General features: G+C 62.0%; 12 protein-coding genes and 1 pseudogene. 6 read left to right on the top strand and 7 right to left on the bottom strand.

Annotated features, from left to right (window positions below):
- Positions 1-41 precede the first annotated feature (41 nt).
- The 3 genes from GTK01_RS10495 to GTK01_RS10485 form a co-directional block, all read right to left on the bottom strand.
- Positions 42-3,599: a hypothetical protein gene (locus GTK01_RS10495; RefSeq protein WP_252925840.1), complete on the bottom strand. Its 3,558-nt coding sequence runs from the start codon at positions 3,597-3,599 to the stop codon at positions 42-44.
- 380 nt (positions 3,600-3,979) lie between these two features.
- A complete protein-coding gene (locus GTK01_RS10490) occupies positions 3,980-4,834 on the bottom strand; it encodes a CsgG/HfaB family protein (RefSeq protein ID WP_252925839.1) in 855 nt (284 codons plus the stop codon).
- Between the two features lie 293 nt (positions 4,835-5,127).
- The gene (locus GTK01_RS10485; RefSeq protein ID WP_252925838.1) at positions 5,128-5,325 is read right to left on the bottom strand and encodes a hypothetical protein; all 198 of its coding nucleotides are present in this window, start codon (positions 5,323-5,325) and stop codon (positions 5,128-5,130) included.
- Positions 5,326-5,659: 334 nt separating this feature from the next.
- Between GTK01_RS10485 and GTK01_RS10480 the strand changes: the two genes are divergently transcribed.
- On the top strand, positions 5,660-6,331 hold the full coding sequence (locus GTK01_RS10480; protein ID WP_252925837.1) for an invasion associated locus B family protein: 672 nt from the start codon (positions 5,660-5,662) through the stop codon (positions 6,329-6,331).
- Positions 6,332-6,457: 126 nt separating this feature from the next.
- Here the strand turns inward: GTK01_RS10480 and GTK01_RS10475 are convergent, their stop codons facing one another.
- A complete protein-coding gene (locus tag GTK01_RS10475) occupies positions 6,458-7,663 on the bottom strand; it encodes a glycosyltransferase family 2 protein (protein WP_252925836.1) in 1,206 nt (401 codons plus the stop codon).
- A gap of 417 nt (positions 7,664-8,080) precedes the next feature.
- Between GTK01_RS10475 and GTK01_RS10470 the strand changes: the two genes are divergently transcribed.
- Positions 8,081-8,479, top strand: a complete 399-nt coding sequence (locus tag GTK01_RS10470; protein ID WP_252925835.1) for a hypothetical protein — start codon at positions 8,081-8,083, stop codon at positions 8,477-8,479.
- A gap of 861 nt (positions 8,480-9,340) precedes the next feature.
- Here GTK01_RS10470 and GTK01_RS10465 read toward each other — a convergent pair.
- Complete coding sequence (locus GTK01_RS10465) at positions 9,341-10,108, bottom strand: SDR family NAD(P)-dependent oxidoreductase (protein ID WP_252925834.1); 768 nt, start codon at positions 10,106-10,108, stop codon at positions 9,341-9,343.
- A gap of 732 nt (positions 10,109-10,840) precedes the next feature.
- Between GTK01_RS10465 and GTK01_RS10460 the strand changes: the two genes are divergently transcribed.
- Together GTK01_RS10460 and GTK01_RS10455 are read left to right on the top strand one after the other, a co-directional pair.
- Positions 10,841-11,227: an antitoxin Xre/MbcA/ParS toxin-binding domain-containing protein gene (locus GTK01_RS10460; protein ID WP_252925833.1), complete on the top strand. Its 387-nt coding sequence runs from the start codon at positions 10,841-10,843 to the stop codon at positions 11,225-11,227.
- On the top strand, positions 11,224-11,742 hold the full coding sequence (locus GTK01_RS10455; protein WP_252925832.1) for an RES domain-containing protein: 519 nt from the start codon (positions 11,224-11,226) through the stop codon (positions 11,740-11,742). The genes GTK01_RS10460 and GTK01_RS10455 overlap by 4 nt, the downstream gene beginning before the upstream one ends.
- Positions 11,743-11,787: 45 nt before the next feature.
- Here the strand turns inward: GTK01_RS10455 and GTK01_RS10450 are convergent.
- Positions 11,788-12,801 (bottom strand): annotated as a pseudogene (locus GTK01_RS10450) (tyrosine-type recombinase/integrase).
- Between the two features lie 450 nt (positions 12,802-13,251).
- On the opposite strand from GTK01_RS10450, the gene GTK01_RS10445 reads away from it, so the two are divergent.
- Positions 13,252-14,100 carry a DUF1403 family protein gene (locus tag GTK01_RS10445; protein WP_252925831.1) on the top strand — a complete coding sequence of 283 codons (849 nt, stop codon included), beginning with the start codon at positions 13,252-13,254 and terminating at the stop codon, positions 14,098-14,100.
- A 107-nt stretch (positions 14,101-14,207) separates the two neighbouring features.
- A protein-coding gene (locus tag GTK01_RS10440; RefSeq protein WP_371924315.1) for an IS3 family transposase occupies positions 14,208-15,307 on the top strand; the annotation gives its coding sequence in 2 pieces (ribosomal slippage) (positions 14,208-14,469 and positions 14,469-15,307; 1,101 coding nt in all).
- 28 nt (positions 15,308-15,335) lie between these two features.
- Here GTK01_RS10440 and GTK01_RS10435 read toward each other — a convergent pair.
- Entirely contained in the window at positions 15,336-15,770 is a 435-nt protein-coding gene (locus GTK01_RS10435; protein ID WP_252925829.1) for an efflux RND transporter permease subunit, read from the bottom strand.
- Positions 15,771-15,896: the final 126 nt, after the last annotated feature.

The raw sequence follows: 15,896 nt of genomic DNA, 5'->3' as shown, positions 1-15,896 counted from the left end.
GAAAAGAATGGCGGGGCGCCTCGCGACGCCCCGCCAGATCATCAGTTCCCGTTCGACTGCGAGACCACGGCGACGTTGCCGCGCCCGTACTGGCCGACGAAGGAGCTGTTCGCGGAGCCCGACTGCGCGACCGATGCGAAGTTGGCTTCTGTGGCATTGGAGCCGGTGCCCTGCTGAACGACCAGCGAAGAGTTGCCGCTGTCGATCTGGTTCACCAGCGCATAGCTGTAGGCACCGGACTGATAGACCGCGGAGTTCTGAGCATTGCCCGTCTGCGAGACCAGAGCACCGGAATTGTCGGCATTCTGGACGGTCAGCGAGTTGCTGCCCACGCTGGCGATCTGCAGCGTCGTGGCGGAGTTCGCATTGCCCTGCTGAATGGTGAGGGCGTTGTTGCCCGAACCGTTCTGCTGGGTGGTGCCGGCCGCGTTGCCCGTCCCGCTCTGGATCGTTCCGGCAACGGAGAGCGCGGAGGTCGTCTGCAGGGTCGAGGCGGTGTTGCTCGTCCCGTCCTGCACCGTGGCAGCCGCCACGCCGGCAACGAGCGACTGCACCGTCGACGCCGTGTTCAGGTCGCCGATCTGAACGGTGCCGGAGATTGCGCCGACGCTGGCGAGCTGGAAGGTCGATGCCGTGTTGCCGTCACCGAACTGCGCGATGCCTGCAACAGACGCCGCGACTGGGCCGGGAAGGTTGACTTCCAAGATGCCCGGAATGTTCGTGACTTCGACGGAACCGCCCTGGATGTTGGTTGCCGTGTTGCCATCACCCGACTGGACGATCGCGGCTGCCGACAATGTTGCAGGCGAGTTTGCCGTGTTGACGGGGATATCGAGCACTTCCAGGGTCACCGTCTCGACGCCCTGGACGTTGGCGGCATTGTTGCCGTTGCCGTCCTGCACGATGAGAGCCGCGACTGCGGAGCTGCCATTCTGCTGCGCGTTGCTCGCCGTGTTGCCGTCGCCGATCTGCACGTTGACAGCGAGCGCATCGGTCACGCCGGCCTGGAGATTGCTCGCCAAATTGTCGTCGCCGACCTGCACGTTGACGGCGGTCGCCGCCTCGGTTGCGGTCTGGACGTTGCCGGCATCGTTGTCGTCACCGACCTGGACGTTCGCTGCATCCGAACCGAGCGTGGCCGTCTGCAAGTTCGAGCCGGTGTTGAGGTCGCCAACCTGAACGTTCATCGCGTTCGAGTCGGTCGTGAGTGCGGTCTGCGTGTTGCCGGCGATGTTGTCGTCGCCGACCTGAACGTTGGCCGCATTGGCGCCCGAGGTAGCGGTCTGGCTGTTGGCGGCGAGATTGTCGTCGCCGATCTGCAGGTTCGCCGCGTTGGAGTCCGCCGACAGCGTCTGGACGTTGAAGGCGTCGTTGCCGTCGCCGATCTGGACCGAAGCGGCATCGGCGCCGTTGGTCGCGATCTGCTGGTTGGAAGCGAGGTTGCCGTCGCCGAACTGACCGATGATGGCGTTGGAGTCGACGGTTGGGATTACGGTGCCAGGAGCATTGTCGACAGCCGCTACACTTTCAGTCTGAACCCAATCGTAGTCATCGCCGTAGATGGGCCAGCCGAATAATGGAACAGTTCCGATTTGCCTGGTACCAATCTTCTTCCACTCGAATTTCGTGTACCCTTGCGATGCACCGGTCCCAGGTGTGTAGTGGCCAAGTTGGGTGTTCGATGCAACGTTTACGTCGCCGACCTGAACTACAGCAGCATTAGAATTTTCGGCGCGCACCGAAGCAAGACCGCCGGCAAAGCTGGAGGCAAGGTAGTCAGTTCGATATCGCCAGTTGAGTTCATACAACGGCCCTGCCAGACCACCCGAATAGTTATTCAGGTCCGCGGTAAAGCTTGCGCCCGCATACGCAACTTCTGAACCCTGCGTGTTGCTGGCAACATTCCCGTCGCCAACCTGCAGGATCGCCGCATCGACGCCCGCGCTACCGGCCTGCTGCGTGTTCGCGCCCGTATTGCCCGAGCCGAACTGGGCGATCCAGGCTGCCGAGCTCGTCACGTCGACCTGCGTATTGAAGGCCTGGTTGAGCGCGCCGCCGTCATTGCCCTGAATGATGTTGGCCGAGCTGCCGGTCACGTCCGTCTGGGTGTTGGCGCCCAGATTGTCGGCGGAGCCTTCGCCGTACTGCACGATCAGCGCGCTGGAATTGACGACGTCGGTTTGCGTGTTGACGCCGGTGTTGCCGGAGCCGAGCTGGAGAATGGTGGCCGAGGTCGGATCGACATTGGTCTGCGTATTGACGCCGACATTGCCCGAGCCGCCCTGGATGATCAGGGCCGTCGCGTCGGAACCGCCGGTCTGCGTATTGACGCCGGTATTGCCGTCGCCGAACTGCGCGATGCCTGCGGCATTGTCCACGCCGGCGGACTGGGTGTTGTATCCCTGGTTGAGATCGCCGACCTGGAGCGTGCCGGCCGAATTGTTGCCGCCATCGACCTGGCCGGTCTGCTGGTTGGCCGCAATGTTGCCCGCGCCGTCCTGGACGATGAGGGCCGAAGCGTTCGTGCCCGGCGAAAGATTGTCGGCGCCGACCTGGTTGTTGAAGGCGGTGTTGGTTTCGCCGAGCTGGACGATGCCGGCGACGTCGCCGAAGCCGTCCTTCGAATTGTTCGTGGCGATATTGTCGTCGCCGATCTGGAGTGTGGTGGCCGCGTTGCCGGTGCCGTCACGGCTCAGGTTCGTGGCGGTGTTGTCGTCGCCGAACTGGGCGATCGCCGCAATGTGGGCGGTGCCGCCGGTGTGCAAGTTGAACGCGTCGTTGCGTTCGCCGCCCTGAATGATGCCGACGCTGCCGCGCGTGCTCGAATCCTGGCTGTTGGCGGCGACGTTGTCGCTGCCGACCTGCACGATGCCAGCCTCGTTGTCCTGGCCGATGTCATACTGCGAGATCGTCGAGGCCTGGTTGTAGATGTCGATCTTCTGGGTGTTCGCGGCGACGTTGCGTGCGCCGGCCTGCACGATGGTTGCGTCCGAGCCGGTCTGCTGGCTCTGCGCGTTGGTGGCGACGTTGGTCGTTCCGCCCTGGATGATGCCCGCAAACGAGTTGGTCGCCTCAACATTGGTGCCGTCGAGCTGGCTGCTGAATGCGTAGTTGCCCTCGGCCGAATCGTTGCCATTCAACTGGATGATGCCGGTATCGTTGCCGGTGCCGGTCTGCTCGCTCTGCGCCAGGTTGGCATAACCGCCCTGGAAGATCGCGCCACGGTTCTGGCCGGTCTGCAGGAACTTGTTGACGATGTTGCCCTCGCCGAACTGGGCGATGCCGGCGATGTTGCTCCCCTTCTGCAGGAAGTTGTCGCCGATGAAGTTGAGGCTGCCGCGCTGCATCACGCCGAGCGTGTTGGAGCCGACCTGCGCGTCACCGCCTTCGCCATTCGTCGGCAGCGGCGTGAAGACGTTCTGCTGTCCGTACTGATAGACGAACGCGTCGTTGCTGCCGAACTGCGACAGATACGCATAGTTGCTGCGGTCGCGCTGGCCGACGAAGGCGCTGTTGCCCTCTTCGGTCGTCGTCTGCGCGTGCGCCGCGCCGGTGAGGGCGATCATTGCGACGCCCGCCAAAAGTTTAGTTCGTGACATGTCTTGTCTCCCTGACGCCTTGACCCGCGGGAGACCCTCCCCCGCCCAAAATTGCCCCCCGTGCCCCTGGGAGCGACGGTTAACGCCGGGTTAATATCATCCACGATTGCAGAGTCGCAAGTCAAAATACTTTCTAAATCGCTAAATGGTGAATCGTGACTCTCTAAAATTCATGATGACTCGTTCAAAATGATACAAGAGACATGATATGCTTCGAACTGAAACAAATCCCGCGTCAGACTGTGCGCGCATGTGCCAAAACGAAATACGCCCCGCCGGTTTCCCGGCGAGGCGCACGAACTTAGAAATAATGTCAGGTAGAGCGTGTCAGGGCACGGCTATCGATTCAAGGGCAACCTGAAACCGTGCGACTGCATCGACTACGCTCCTTGCGGCAGCTTTCTAGCGTACGATGTCGAGAATTCTCGGATCAACTTCTCCTGTGCCGCGGTATCTCCCAGACGCCAGAGCCCGGTCTTAAGACCGTCGACGATCAAGGAATAGACGGCCAACTCGATTCCCTCGCGCACGGCAAGATGGCCGGGATCGTTGTAAGAATTGCCGATCTCGATCTCGAGCAACTCCTCGGGCGCAGCAAATTTGTAGGCCCCACCGCGCATCATATACGAGTATATCTGCTTGGAGGTCGTGGTAGAGGCGAGGACTTCGCCCGTCTGGACGCTGACCGCGCGCAGCGAAATCGTCACGAGATCCGAGCGGTACTGGACGTCACCGCCGATGCCGAGATAGCGGGCGCCGGCGCCGCCGGTCCGTTCGTTGGAATCGTAGCCGACGATGCCGCCTTCGAGAATGAGCCCGGCGAAGCGCACGGGCGGCAGGTTCGGCGCACCGGGGCTGTAGGCGCGCTGGGTGTTTTCGATCAGCGTGCGTTCCTGGACGAGATTCTTCAGCCCGCCTCGCTCGACCACGCGGAACCACTGGCCGTTGCCCGTAGACTTCAGCACGTCGATGAGAAGGTTCGCGCCGCCCTGCGTGACGGCGCGGCTGTATTCGGCGAAGTTGTCGTTGGGCTTGGCCTGGCCGGTGAGGTCCGGGAATTCGTAGACGGCGACGTCGACCGGCTGCGCGGGCGCGGGGACCGCCTCGACCTTGAGCGTGGTCTTGGTCAGCGATTCCAGTTGAGCGGGCGGCGTCGGCAATTGCTGCCCCGTCGCGCAGCCCGCCAGCGCGATACTCGTCGAAACCAGCGCACTCAAGATGCCCGCATGACCCATCACAAACCCCTCATCCCCTCGTCCGGCATGAGCGTGGAACCGCGCTTCATCGAATGCGCGCAGATCAACTGCTCATTGCCTGCTTCGTCGCGCCGGACGCACAACAACGACGCTCAATAGCTGTTCAGATGAGGCCTAACAAGCGGGGACACCGATTCAATTCTGTCGAAAAGCGAAGCCGGTAGAACTGTGGCGCAAAGGACACTGTCGAAACGAAACGCCTTCCTGGTTTGCATTGGTTAACTGGCAAGGTTAATCTTGGCGAGAGCGCAGCATTTCGTGGATAAGCCTCACTACGGCGCGCCGACGCCCGCTCCGACGTCGGGAAAGCGCCGCGTTGCGGACGCCTGCGACAACGCCAGCGCGACGCCGCTGCCCACAAAGGGATAGACAGCGACTTGCCGGGCAGGCTGGATGGCCGCCGTCTGCGGAGCGGGCGCGGGCGCGGCGGCACGGGCGGGCGCCCGGCGCTGGACCACGCGGGGGGGCACGGGCCGAGCCGTCTCCGGCACTTGTATGATGTATGCGGAACCGTGCAGGCCGTTACCCGACGGGGCCACGATGACGCTTCGCGCCGACCGATCGACCTGGTTGACGTAGGCGTCCGAGGGTTGGGCCGATGCCGTAGCCACGCCCAGCGTCAAGATCAATGCGCCAAGTGCGATACGCCACGTCATGCCGGCTCCCTTTCCCCTTTTATTGTTTGCTATTAACAATGCAGCCGGTGGCAGGCAATGGCCGAAACTGACGCTGACACAATAAAAGGAATTGCGCGACTGCAGGTTTCAAGTACACCTGCAGCCGAGCATGAGAGCGGGAGATAACATGTCGCCAATTCGCATAGGGACGCCCTTGATCGCCGGTACGCTCATGTTGCTGGCTTCGTCCGCATGGGCGCAGATCAATCCAAATGACGGACCTCAGGTGGCCCCGCTGCAGTCCGAACCGACGATCGGGCTACCCGAACAGGCGCCTACCGCACCGCCGCCTACCAGTGTTCCCCAAGCTGTTCCGTCGGCGCCGTCTGTCCGATCCCCGGCATCGCCGCAGCCGGCCAGACAATCTGCACAGGAAACTTCAAATACCGCAGAGAACGAAGATGGCTGGCAACTCGAATGCGTCGAACAGGATGCCGAGCCGCGGATGTGCCAAGCAATCCTGCGGGCTCGAGTCAACGATCAAGTCGCAATGGTCGTTGCGATCGCGAAGGGGCAAGGTACCGACGTGTCCCGCCTGCAGATGGCCCTGCCGCTCGGGATTGACATACAACGCGGCGCGGAGGTGAAGATCGGCGATTTCAGCGAGGCTATGGTCCCTTCCCGGTGCACGGCACAAGGGTGCCTAGTCGAAACCGTGGCTTCGCAGGATTTGTTGGCGGCAATGCGGGGGGCAAGCGCAGGCACCGTACGCGTTTACGCACCCGGGGGAGATGCGATCGATTTGCCCCTGCCGCTGGATTCGTCAAGCGAGGTGCTCGCACAAGCACTTGGCGACTAAATCGCTTTGCTTTCTTGATGACCGAACTGGCCCTATTGCTTCGCAAAGCGTGCCTGCAGCATGAGCACTAAGGTAGACAGTTCGCTCAAGTTTGTCGTCTATTGCTGTGCGACGCTTCGCCCGTGATCAGAACGAGTCGCGTTCTTTCGTCCGTTCAGTTCGAATCCACTCGCGACCGAGACCGGTCGTGGCAAACTTCCAGTACCCTCCTGCTCTTTGCAGGATGAACAGGGGCACAGCTCTGACCAGAGAAATCGGCAGTATCTGCATTCCACGTGCAACCCACACCGAGAATGTTGTCCCAAGGAAAAACATCAGGCTGCTCAGTGAGACCGCGAGGGGCCCGCTGCCGGCACCGGCAAATGCCAGGAGAGCCGTCAGCAGCGTGAGCCCAGCGAGCATCATGAACAGAAGGGTTATGGGTGGAACCATCCGGTCGAGGAGAAGGAAGAACGCGGGCCATGTCTTGATCGATCTCGGCTTGAGAAAGTGCATCAAAGCCGTTCCCACCATCTTCAGGTGCCCACCTTCCCATCGCTGACGTTGCGAGAAAGTGCCGCCGCTTGAGCGAGGAAAATAGCTTACGATGCCGTAGGCGGGACAGAAGACCGGGGAATGTCCTTCCTGGGCGACGTCGATGCTCAACTTGATGTCCTCGGTGATATGTCCGTGTGCCAGATCCGCCTTGTTCATGATGTGCCAGGGGAGGACCATGCCTGTCCCCATCAACGGGGAGGGAAGGCCAAGCCGGCTCATGCCGACCGGTCGCACCATGTTTTTTATCAGGTATGCGAACTCCGCAACGCGGGTCTCCAAAGGAGCATCGCACGGCGCCTTCATAAGGTTCCTGCCCTGGACTGGTTCGCCGGTGGCTGCGGCCATCGAAACCAGATGGTCGATCGCTCCTTCGTCAAGTTCGCAATCTGCGTCAATGATCATGACGTGGTCACGAGGAGACGCCGTAAGGAAGCGCATGCCGGCATCCAGAGCGTATCCCTTGCCTCGACGCACGGGGTCCGTGCGTTCAAGCACTTCCGCCCCGCCTTCGGCAGCCAGCGCTGCGGTCCGGTCCGTACAGTTGTCGGAAACGACCAGGAGGCGGTCGCCGGGTCGCAGCTGCGGACGAACCGACGCGAGCGTGTGCGCGATCACGACCTCCTCATTGTGAGCCGGCACGATGATTGCCACCGTCGGCCGGGGACCGCTGTACCGGGGATGGACGGCGCGGCCCGGCAGCAGCCCAGCGACGCATTGGACACAGTAGACCAGTGTTGGAACCGCCAATGCCGCGCTTGCCAGGTAGGCTGCGGACAGAGAGAGGGTGCAAAGCATTTCCGGTAGCTCCTGCCTCGGATTGCAGCTTGTCGCAGTTTAACGGAACTCGTGGATGCGCCAATCGGCCGGGCACCCGAAATGGGGGTGGTCCGCAGATCATAATGGACAATCCCGGCGTAACCTCATCCCCTCCTTTGGACAGAGCGTTGAACCTTTGATGGATCTACTTCTACCTCCTGCTCGTCGTCGTCGGCAGCGTCATCACTTACTACGCCGCGTTTGAATATCTGCTCATCCCCGCCATTGCGGCCGCGGTCCCGTTTCTGACGGCTGGCTATTTCATCCTGGCCGAACGCGCCTCGATGTCGTTCGAGGGCCTGCAACCCCGCCTTTGCTCGATGTACGATCCTTATTGTTGGCGGCATGAGCGGTATTGGAAGCTGAATGCGTCCCCCTCTGGCACGGTTGTCAGGCATGTCCCTGAAGGGCGCGATCTGGCGGCTGCTCGGGATGCGAGTTGGCGCCAATCTTTTCGACGACGGGTGCACCAACCCTGAACGCTCCCTCACGACAATTGGCGACTACTGTACCGCAAACCGAGCGAGCATACTTCAGGGGCATTCGCAGGAAGACGGAACCTGCAAGTCCGATCGCATCGATAATGGTTCGGGCGCTACGATCGGTTGCGCCGCCTTTGTGCACTATGGAACGAAGTTCGGCCAGGGGACCTGCGTGGAGGCAGATTCGTTTCTTAAGAAAGGCGAGAGCCGGCAGGTAGCACTTGGGTCGGCATCCCTGCACGACAATGCGGTTCATGATGGAAGCCAAAGCGACCATGTGGATGCCACATCCAGCAATGGAACTCGCTTTTAGGCGGGCAATGCTTGGCTCGTATCAATTTCGGGCGCGCGCCGCTTCGTCCGAGATTACCACCCCCTCCTGGATGAGACGGAGCGGACGAGGCTGGCAGACAATTCCAGCCCCCCGCGCGCGGAAGCCTATGTCATCGGCCATGGGCTGATGAGGCAGGTGATGTCCCTTAAGACGCGAGGCATTGTCCCAGCCGCTAAATGGTGGCTGCACGTCAGTACCACGGGAAAGCCCTTCTTCCAGGCTCCTGCCGTGGGCCAGCCCTTCGCAATCAGCATCGCACATTGCGCAGAAGCAATTGCGCTCGCAGTCGCACAGCGAGCAGATGCTGGCATTAACGTTGAGGAATGCGTGGTCTCGCCACCACGATCGGGAAGCGGGATTGACCACTGGCGGTTGACCGCTCTGGAGAAAGAGCCCTCATGTCGGGCCCGCTTGCATGCGTGGGTTAGAAGCGAAGCGATAGGGAATTGCCACGGATCGGGCATCGTGTCGGTGCGTGGAAGGCCGACTGAGGTGGGAATGTCGATCGAGTCTCGCACCGTCATACTCGCCGATGCCAAATACATCGTCGCACTCGCCATTCGTCCACATTAGCGGCGGCGTTTGGTAAATGTGGATGCGTGACTTTAAGTTTACGATGGCCTCGTGCGAGTCAAAGCGCATTTGCTGTCATGTGCGATGGCGCGATACTGGTGCGCCACCACTCGCGGGGCGTCTTTCAAATTCGACTTTAGCTCAAAGCAGGTGCAGGGTAGTGTCAAGCTTAACCGTCATAACGACTCGCTGAGAACTCGCGAAATCAAACTCGCCCCTGATTGCTGAATGGGGTCGACGGTTCCGGAATCTTCCGGGATGGCCGGATCAGGCGTCTGGTGCACCATAAGGGCCCCAAGCGCCTGCGACCAGGTATCCACAGTCGACCGGTAGCGTGACGCCCGTGATTGCAGAGGCTTGGTCCGAGGCCAGAAATACAATGGAGTTTGCGACTTCCTGGACAGTCACCAACCTGCGCATGGCATTAGCATCTGCGAGCTTCTGGATCGAGATCATACCTGCGGCGGCCGCAATCCCGATCGGTGCCGTATTGGTGAACCCGGGGGCAACGGCATTCACCCGGACCCCTGCCAGTGCCCATTCAGCGGCCAGTCCTTCAGTAAGATTGATGACGGCCGCCTTCGAGGCACCGTAAGCGCGCAAAGGACTAGCTCTCAATCCAGCAACAGAGACTACGTTGACAATAGAACCTTTGCCGAGCTCGGCCATGCGAAGGCCGACATGCCGACAGCACAAATATGTGCCCCGGAGATTTACCGAGATTACACGATCCCACTCCTTGTCGCTTGCCCGCTGGATGGGCAATGGCCGCTCCATGATCCCAGCAGCATTAACAAGTATTTCGATGAAACCAAACTTCGCAGCGATGCTTTCCAGTGCGCCATCGATAGAGCAGGGATCGGTGACGTCGGCTCGGCAAAAACCAATTTCTGCAACGCGCTGATCGAAGGGAGCTCGGTCGAGCACTACAACGCGGGCCCCGCATTCATGGAGGGACTTCGCAGTTGCCAAACCGATGCCGCTCGCTCCTCCGGTAACAACTGCTAATCTATCGGACAGATCGAGACTGAGCATACACACGCACCCGTTGAACTAGCCGACTGTCGGCGCGACACATAATCTCAAGGCATTGACCTCGTCAACGCAGCCCGCTGCTCTCGTCCCCCCGTTATGACTGGTGCTTCGCCCGGTTTCGGGAAAGAGTCGCAAACGTCTTGCCGCCCAGGATGCAGACGCGCTGTGAACACAGCGCAAGGGCATGGCCGTCACGCGGTCGCCCGGCACGCTGATCAGCGACATCGACACCATGGGCAGGCCGATCACCGCGCACGCCACGCGGGCTGCGCCGTCACGGTCTTGTCGCCGAAACAGTTACAGTCTTCTGCTACACCCATCCGCGTTGACCCGGCCCGCCGCTGTGCCATGCCAGCAAGTTGATGCGCTCAAGCCGATGTCGGCGGACACTTCCGATCTAGGGTCCGCTCGCCTTGGCGAGATTGACCCGGAACCTGGCCGCGGCAGCGCTGATATCTGCGGGTCATTCGGCTGAGGCGCGGCCAAGCTGTTTTTGCACAAGGCGCTCATCGTCCTCGGACTAGGTGGCCACTTCCGCGCGCAAGGGATGCCCGGCCAAGAACGTTGCGCGTTTCTTTTCGTTCAAATCGCCAAGGACATCACCAGGCACAACAACCCATTGACCAGCCGCGCCGCTTCCTGACGCTCAGCGGCTACGGGCTTGATTGAGGTCGACTAGCGTCACATATTTGGTACCGAAAGTATGGCTACAGATGCGACAAGGAGAAGTCCATGGGACATGCGCGTGAAGCGGCTCAGGATAGGCCGCTGCTCTGGTCCTATTTGGATAGCAGCGGGAAGATCACGATCGGACACGTTGCGGACGGCTTTGGAATGTCCAAGACCCAGTTGGCAGAAACGGCTGGCCTTGCCCGGGAGACCTTGTATAGGGCCGAACGCAGCCGTGGAGCGAAAACACAGGGGCGTCTGCGCGAAATGCTCGAGATCATCAGCCGCGTGATGGAATGGGCGGGCGGCAAGGAACAGGCCATGGCGTGGTACCGAGCTCAGCCGCTACCGGCCTTTGGCGGCCGCACCGCCGAGGCGCTTGTCAAGGATGGCAAGGCGGCCGCCGTCCGCGATTATCTCGACCACATGGCGCTCGGCGGCTTTGCGTGAAGTTTGTCGGAACCTGCTATCGAGCCCATGATCCGCGCTGGGCCTTCAAGCCGATCTCCGGTGATGGTGCAGCGACAAGGGGCGCGCGCTTCAACCCAAAGGGGGTGCCCGCGCTTTATCTCGGCTTGAGCATCCTGACGGCGGTCAAGGAGGCCAACCAAGGCTTTGCCCATCGGATCGACCCCTGCGTGCTGTGCGCGTATGACGTCCAGTGCGAAGACATCGCGGACCTGACCAGCGAACAGGGGAGGCAGGAATGGTCGGTCTCCCTCGACGACATGGCCTGTGCGTGGGCGATGGCCCTTGCAGAGGGCGACCGGCCGACCTCGTGGTCGGTGTATGACCGGCTCCTTGGCCGAGGCGTCGCCGGCATTCTCGTGCCGAGTTTTGCACCGGGCACCGAGATCAACGACCGAAACCTGGTGCTCTGGGATTGGGGCCCGCAGCGGCCGCACAAGGTCAATGTAAGTGATCCGAGCGGCCGCCTGCCGAAGGATCAGTTGTCCTGGCGCTGATCTTCAGACTGTACGCGCAGGGAAGGGGAGGGGCCTTTTTGCCTCCTACAGCCCGGACGCCTTGGTGAGATTGACGCGAAAGCGGTCGCGGCGACGCTGATATTTGCGCGTCATTTCCGCCGACGCATCGCCGAGCTGCTTTTGCACGTAGCGCTCGTTGACCTCGGCCGAGGAGGCGAGACCGGCGCGCAGCGAATGGCCGGCAAAAAGCCTGTGCCGTTCACCTTCCGTCAGGTCGCCGCGCACGCCGGCCGCCCGCGCGGCGCGCTTGACCGGCCGGGCCACCTCCTGGTCGTGCAGCCGATCCGCGCCGACTTTTTTGCCTTGCCCGGAAACGCGGCGGAACAGCGGGCCATGGGCGATGCGGCCGAGCCTCAGCCAGGTTTGGAGCGCCACCACCGGGCAGGTCGCGTCGGACGAACCGGCCGATCTCGACCTCGCGCCAGCCGGTCTTGCCGCGCAGGATGACCAGCAGGCCCTTGTCGAAAATCTCAATCCAGCCGCACGAATCTTCGGTCTGGGCGCGGCCGACATCGAGGCCGACGATCTCGGAGCGACGCAGCCCCCCCCCCGGCGAAGCCCAGCAACAGCATCGCCCGATCGCGCAGGCTTCCCCGGTCGAGCGTTTCCAGCATGGCGATCAGGTCGTCCGGCAGAATCGCTTCCTTCTGCCGCGGCGGGGCACCGTGCCTGTTGCGGATGCCGGCCGTGACGGTGGCGATGTGACGGTCCTTGCGTTCGAGCGGCTCGCCGCGCTGCGCATATTTCAGGACAGGGCGGACAGCCGCCGCTCGATCGTCGCCACCGATTTCTTGTCGCCGGAGGCCAGCGCCGCGATGTAGAGCCCGACCCGCTGCGGATCGGGCGGCGTGAGCGCAAAACCCTGGCGGCGGCACCAGCTGGCAAACTGTTTCCAGTCGGACGCATAGGCGCACCGGGTGTTTTGCGAGCTGGACGCTTCGACATAGTTGCGCGCCCGGCCGGCCAGGCATCGAGATGGCCGGGAAGCTGCTTGGCGGCTTCTGTCGGAACGGGCAGGGGAGGGGGAGGGGTCGGCATCGCCCGCGGAAAGCCAACGGTTTGGCTTTGCCAACGGCGAATGGTGAGCGTCCTGTACCCTTCGGGCGTATCGGAAGATCCAGTGGACCTTTCGAAGGACTGCGAATGCCCGAAGGTCTGCGAGCCATGGGCTTCGTCCGGATACTCGTTCTGTCGGCCCATGGTCATGAGACCATTTCGCCGATATCCGGCATATCGACGGCGATCGGGGTCGCGCGCGCGGTCGTGACCGCCGAGGCCACGGCTGCGCGTCGTCGACGGCCCGGGCCGTATCCGGGGATTGAACAGAGTGGTGCCGAGGTCATTCTTCGGGCTTTTGATCGACGACAGAGGCCATTTTCAGGGGTCTCGCACGACGAACGATAAGGCAACATTATCAATCATTATGAATATGCGACAGGTGCGGCGGTATTTGGCCTTTTCGATTGCCAGAACCGCCGTGAAGATCTTGTGTCGAAAGATTCCCCGCACAAGACCCTCACCACTTCACCATGGCCTGCGCGCCGTCGCCGTGCCGCTGGCGTCTGTGCCGAGCTGGCTGCGCAAGGCAACCACGATGCCCCAACAATTGCGCCACAAGGCTTTGGGCCAAATGCTATCGAGGACATTGCCCTCACGGCTGGCGCCGCCATCGGCGCCCTCGATCAAATCGTGGGCGAAGAAGAAAAATGGGCCGGGGCCTGGCGCCAGCGCCTTGCGCGCACCGCCGCCGCGGTAACGACAACACAAGCGGGACGGGTCGAGGATGAAGCCGCACTTCGTGACGCTGTCCTGCTGACCAGGCTTGGAGACGATGTGGGGCCCGCCGGCTCCCTGCTGCTTGCCTGGCGTCAGCTGGCAGCCCGGCCTGCCGGAAAACTGCTGACGGCAAAATATCTGGCTGCGGCCCCGAAGGCTTTCGGCTATAGCCACGATGACGAGGTCATCAGCGATCTGGCCCACGAGCTGGGGCAGCTCGTTGCAAGCGAAGGCATCATAGCGCCGCTCTTGGGCGCTTCGGCGATAGTCCAGCGCCATGGCTTTGTGCCCATGGTCGAATCCTGGCTCGCCGATGTTTTGCTGGCGCAACGTCTTGTCTGGACCCATGCGGTGCCGCTGCTCGGTACCGAAATGATTGTCGGCAAAAGCGCGGCGCGATCACGGCGCTCGATGGTCGCGGCGCGCGTCATGGACATCGAGCTTGGCTCCGAACAAGCCAAGCGTTTGCTGGCCGCGCAGGCGCGTGCTGCGTTGCGCGCCCCCGATCTTTTCCGCCGACCTCGGGCGCCGCGCCGAAAAGTTGTTGGCAATCGCTCCTAAGCTCAGAGCCAAGGAGGCCGAGACTGTCTTCGACCATTTGCTGAGTGACCTGAGACCCTGAACTTCCTCCAGATTTGGGTAGAGTCCGTCGATCATGGAGACGGACGATGCGACCATCACGGTTCACCGAGGAACAGATTATCGGGATGCTGAAGGAGCAGGAGGCCGGTGCGAAGACGGCGGATGTCTGCCGCAAGCACGGCATCTCGGCAGCGACCTTTTACAAGTTCAAGGCGAAGTTCGGCGGCATGGAGGTGTCGGATGCCCGTCGCCTGAAGGCTCTTGAGGACGAGAACGCCCGGCTGAAGAAGCTCTTGGCCGATCAGATGCTGGACAACGCGATCCTGAAGGATGTCGCCGCAAAAAAATGGTGACGCCCGACGCGAAGCGGAAGGCGGTGGTTCATGCCTGCGAGGTGCATGGGGTGAGCCAGCGTCGGGCGTGCCAGGCTCTGAGGATCGACCGTTCGACGGTGCGCTACATCAGCACCCGTCCGCACGATGCTCCGTTGCGCGAGGCGATGAAGGCCGTGGCGGCGGAGCGCCGGCGATTCGGCTATCGGAGGATCCACGTCATGCTGGACCGGCAGGGCATCGTGATGAACCAGAAGAAGCTGCGGCGCCTCTACCGGGAAGAGAAGCTGCAGGTGCGCCGTCGCGGCAGCCGGAAACGGGCGCTGGGCACACGAAGGCCCATGCTCGTTCCCGATCGCGCCAACGCCCGCTGGAGCCTGGACTTCGTCTCCGACACCTTCACTGACGGTCGTCGCTTCCGGGTGCTGGCCATCGTCGACGACTACACGCGGGAGTGCCTGGCACTCGTCGCAGACACCTCGCTGTCGGGCCTGCGTGTCGTGCGCGAGCTCGACGCCATCATCCGCTGGCGCGGCCGGCCGGACACGATCGTCTCCGACAACGGCACAGAGTTGACCTCGATGGCGGTCCTGCGGTGGTGCCAGCAGACCGACGTCGAATGGCACTACATCGCTCCGGGCAAGCCGACACAGAACGCCTTCGTCGAGAGCTTCAACGGGCGCTTCCGGGACGAGTGCCTCAATGACACGCTGTTCTCGACGCTCACCGAGGCCCGCAGCGCCATCACCTCATGGAAGGAGGACTACAACCATCACCGACCACACTCGGCCCTCGGCAACATGCCGCCGGCCGAGTTCGCAATGAAATCCACGCTGGAAAAACAGGCCGCATGAGGCCTAAAACGAAACCCAGGACTCTCCCTCAGGCCGGAGGAGATTGGGGTCTCAGGTCAATATATGAGAACCCGCCGATTATGCGCGCAACTTGAGCCTGCTCTTCAAGCATGCCGCTTGTCGAAATGTCAGGCCGCGTCTCCATCGTGACGACGACATGACCGTTGTCCGTCTTAGGCAGAAAAGAGCGGGGCAGTTCGGCCAGTAGCCACATGCCGGCGGCGATGGTCGCTACGGTGCAGACGACCATCAGCGAAGGACTGCGAAGGCTGTTGGTCAGGGTTTTCTCGTAAAGAGTGGTCAGAGAGACGGACCACGAGCCTGTTTTCCGGTCAGGTGGTGCCTCATGCCTTCCGAGCCAGTATGCAGCGGCGACGGGCGAGAAGACCAGCGACGTCACCGCCGAGGCACAAAGTGCCAGGATGAGCGTGACGGCGAAGGACTGCATGATCTGCCCGAGCATGTTCGGGATCAGCGCCTATGGCACAGAGTTGAGGGTGTGATTTAAGGAGTGTTCGGTTCTCGTCGAAGACGAAGGAACGAACATGAATACGAAGACGACTGGCGGCAAACGCTCCGCCGAGCATTT

The organism is Aliihoeflea sp. 40Bstr573 (assembly GCF_024105655.1).
Lineage (GTDB): Bacteria > Pseudomonadota > Alphaproteobacteria > Rhizobiales > Rhizobiaceae > Aliihoeflea.
Note: the sequence above shows the minus strand (reverse complement) of the source record. Positions and strands in the feature narration are given on the sequence as shown.

Coding starts and splice junctions, on each gene's coding strand:
- GTK01_RS10490 (WP_252925839.1), bottom strand. CDS start 4,834: ATGGGTCATGCGGGCATCTTGAGTGCGCTGGTTTCGACGAGTATCGCG.
- GTK01_RS10470 (WP_252925835.1), top strand. CDS start 8,081: ATGTCCCTGAAGGGCGCGATCTGGCGGCTGCTCGGGATGCGAGTTGGC.
- GTK01_RS10465 (WP_252925834.1), bottom strand. CDS start 10,108: ATGCTCAGTCTCGATCTGTCCGATAGATTAGCAGTTGTTACCGGAGGA.
- GTK01_RS10480 (WP_252925837.1), top strand. CDS start 5,660: ATGTCGCCAATTCGCATAGGGACGCCCTTGATCGCCGGTACGCTCATG.
- GTK01_RS10495 (WP_252925840.1), bottom strand. CDS start 3,599: ATGTCACGAACTAAACTTTTGGCGGGCGTCGCAATGATCGCCCTCACC.
- GTK01_RS10435 (WP_252925829.1), bottom strand. CDS start 15,770: ATGCTCGGGCAGATCATGCAGTCCTTCGCCGTCACGCTCATCCTGGCA.
- GTK01_RS10460 (WP_252925833.1), top strand. CDS start 10,841: ATGGGACATGCGCGTGAAGCGGCTCAGGATAGGCCGCTGCTCTGGTCC.
- GTK01_RS10475 (WP_252925836.1), bottom strand. CDS start 7,663: ATGCTTTGCACCCTCTCTCTGTCCGCAGCCTACCTGGCAAGCGCGGCA.